2 protein-coding genes are annotated in these 2507 nt (G+C 60.3%); both read left to right on the top strand.

The window, feature by feature from the left end; translation table 11 throughout:
* Positions 1-460 precede the first annotated feature (460 nt).
* Positions 461-916 (top strand): MarR family winged helix-turn-helix transcriptional regulator, encoded by a 456-nt coding sequence (locus GV068_RS24830; RefSeq protein ID WP_159705601.1) that lies wholly within the window; start codon positions 461-463, stop codon positions 914-916.
* 452 nt (positions 917-1368) lie between these two features.
* On the top strand, positions 1369-2325 hold the full coding sequence (locus tag GV068_RS24825) for a beta-propeller fold lactonase family protein (RefSeq protein WP_159705598.1): 957 nt from the start codon (positions 1369-1371) through the stop codon (positions 2323-2325).
* Positions 2326-2507: the final 182 nt, after the last annotated feature.

Genomic DNA, 2507 nt, shown 5'->3' with positions numbered 1-2507 from the left:
CCGTCATCCCATTGCTGGGACAACGCTTAATACTTTTGTGAACATTTGATAATTTAAGTAATCACTGACCGAAGTCAGTGGCACCTTCATCAAACGCCCACACTTATCGACTGTTGATTGTTAAAGAACAGGACCGCTCAGGGTCGAAATCTGTCGTGCCACTTGTTCGACGAAGCGTTGTGTTCGTCAGCAGCAGAGAAGTGAGATTATGCAGTGTTTCGCGTTTCTCGTCAACCCCTCGTTCGCTTCGATTTCAGATTTTCCTGTTGAGCTTGTCTCTGTAACCACTTGATTACGTTAACGTTTTTTTGCCCAAACCGAAGCGGACGCGAACTATAGCAAAACGCGCGGCTGTCCGCAAGCGCCCTCTGCTGTCGGTTGCGCCAGTCCGCTAATAGTGCAACGAGATGGCTTTGGAGCATCGCTTGCAATTAGCTTGTGCGCGATCTATATTGGGCAGATGAACTCTCCATCTTCCCCGTCTGCACCGGCACTCGACAGCCAGTTGTGCTTCGCCCTGTATTCGACTTCGCTGGCGATGATGCGCGTCTACCGCGGCCTCTTGCCAAAGCTCGGCCTCACCTACCCACAGTATCTGGTGATGATGGTGCTGTGGGAGCAGGACGCGTTGACCGTGTCGGATATCGGCGAAAGGCTCTTCCTCGATTCGGCTACCCTGACGCCGCTGCTCAAGCGCATGGAGGGCCAGGGCCTCGTGCAGCGCGCTCGGGCACGCGCCGACGAGCGCCAAGTGATCGTCACGCTGACCGAGCAGGGCCAATCGCTGCGGGATGAAGCCGCCAAGCTCATGCCAGAGATCCTGTGCGCCACCAAGTGCTCGGTGGAAGAGATCTCCGCATTGCGCGAGCAGCTGGTTGGCCTGCGCAAGAACCTGAACGACAGCGCCGGGCTGTGAACACATCGATGACCTCGCAAGCTGATCGTTATAGGTAGCTGATCGAAACGGGTCTTCTTGCACCAGTTCCTCCGCTCCTACATCCTGCGCTTCCATAACCGACCACATTTCCTCGGCAACCTGCACGAGGGACGATCGCCCTTAGCACCGACAGGGAGACCCACCAACCTGTCGTCCTTGCAAGCGTGGCTCCTGCGCGTGCTCGAGCAATGCGAGGTCGTCGCCGGGCCAAGATAGCTTACCTGGCCGCCCGAGGGGACGATAAGGGTTCGTCGTGGAACTAGACGAAGTCTTGCTATACCCCCTTTAGCGGCAAGCCTAGCCCGGCGATGTGCGCCAGTCGCGGCATTTGCTACGTACCATGATCCCACTGCGCCTACGAAGCTCGCCGGCGGCGTGCCGTTCGGCGCCGCATAGGCCCTGGCCTGTCTAATCTATTTTGTGGAGAAACCATGTCGTCCATCCGATTCACGCTACTGGCACAGCTTGCGGCGCTTGCTGCCGCCTTGCCGGCGCAACTGCTCGCAGCGCCTTTCGCCTATGTGCCAAACGAAGGCAGCGGCACGATTTCCGTGATCGACACGGCGACCGACCAGGTGGTAGCCGAAATGCCGGCCGGGACCAAGCCACGCGGCCTGGCGGTCGACGCCGACGGGCGCTGGCTGTATGTCAGCGACCAGCCGAACAACCGCCTGCAGGTGCTCGACCTGAAAGCGCGCAAGGCCGACAAGGCGGTGGAACTGGGCGAGTCGCCCGAAGGCGTGTCGATCTCTCCCGACGGACGCTGGGTGGTGGCGGCCATCGAAGGCAAGAACGAGATCGCGGTGACCGACACACGTAAGCGCAAGTTGGCCTCGACGATCCCGGTGCATGGCAAGAATCCCGAGCACGCTGTGTTCAGCCCGAACGGGCGCCTGCTGTTCGTCAGCGCCGAGGAAGGCGACGCCGTCGACATCATCGATTTCGCCAGCCGCAAGCAGGTGGCGCAGGTCGCGGTCGGGGCGCGGCCGCGCGGCATCGGCTTCCTGCCCGACAGCAGCCGCGCCTATGTTGCGGCCGAAAACGCCAGCGAAGTCTTCGTCATCGATACGACCAGCCATGCCATCGTCGCCCGCATCAAGGCCGGCTTGCGCGCCAATGGCATTGCCGTGCATCCGGGCGGCGGCCAGGTATACGTGTCGAACGGCGGCGACGCCAACGTGTCGGTAATCGACACCGCTAGCAACCAGGTCGTGGCCACAATTCCGGTCGGCCAACGGCCCTGGAACATGGCGCTCACGCCCGACGGCCAGAAGCTCTACGTGGCCAATGGACGCAGCAACACCGTGACGGTGATCGACACCACCAGCCGCCGCAAGCTCCGCGATATCCCGGTCGGCAAACTCCCTTGGGGCGTGGTGATCAAGTAGGGAGCGCGGCCGCGCAGCCTGAACCCGCAGTTAGCGTGCGGTCAGAAGTGGACGTACAAAAGCAAAAAGCCCGCTCAGAATTAACTGAGCGGGCTTTCGCATATAACTAGCCTGACGATAACCTACTTTCACACTGGTTGCAGCACTATCATCGGCGCAAAGTCGTTTCACGGTCCTGTTCG

Origin of the sequence: Massilia sp. 9I, assembly GCF_902506415.1 — a bacterium.
In the GTDB taxonomy this organism is placed as follows: domain Bacteria; phylum Pseudomonadota; class Gammaproteobacteria; order Burkholderiales; family Burkholderiaceae_D; genus Telluria.
Note: the sequence above shows the minus strand (reverse complement) of the source record. Positions and strands in the feature narration are given on the sequence as shown.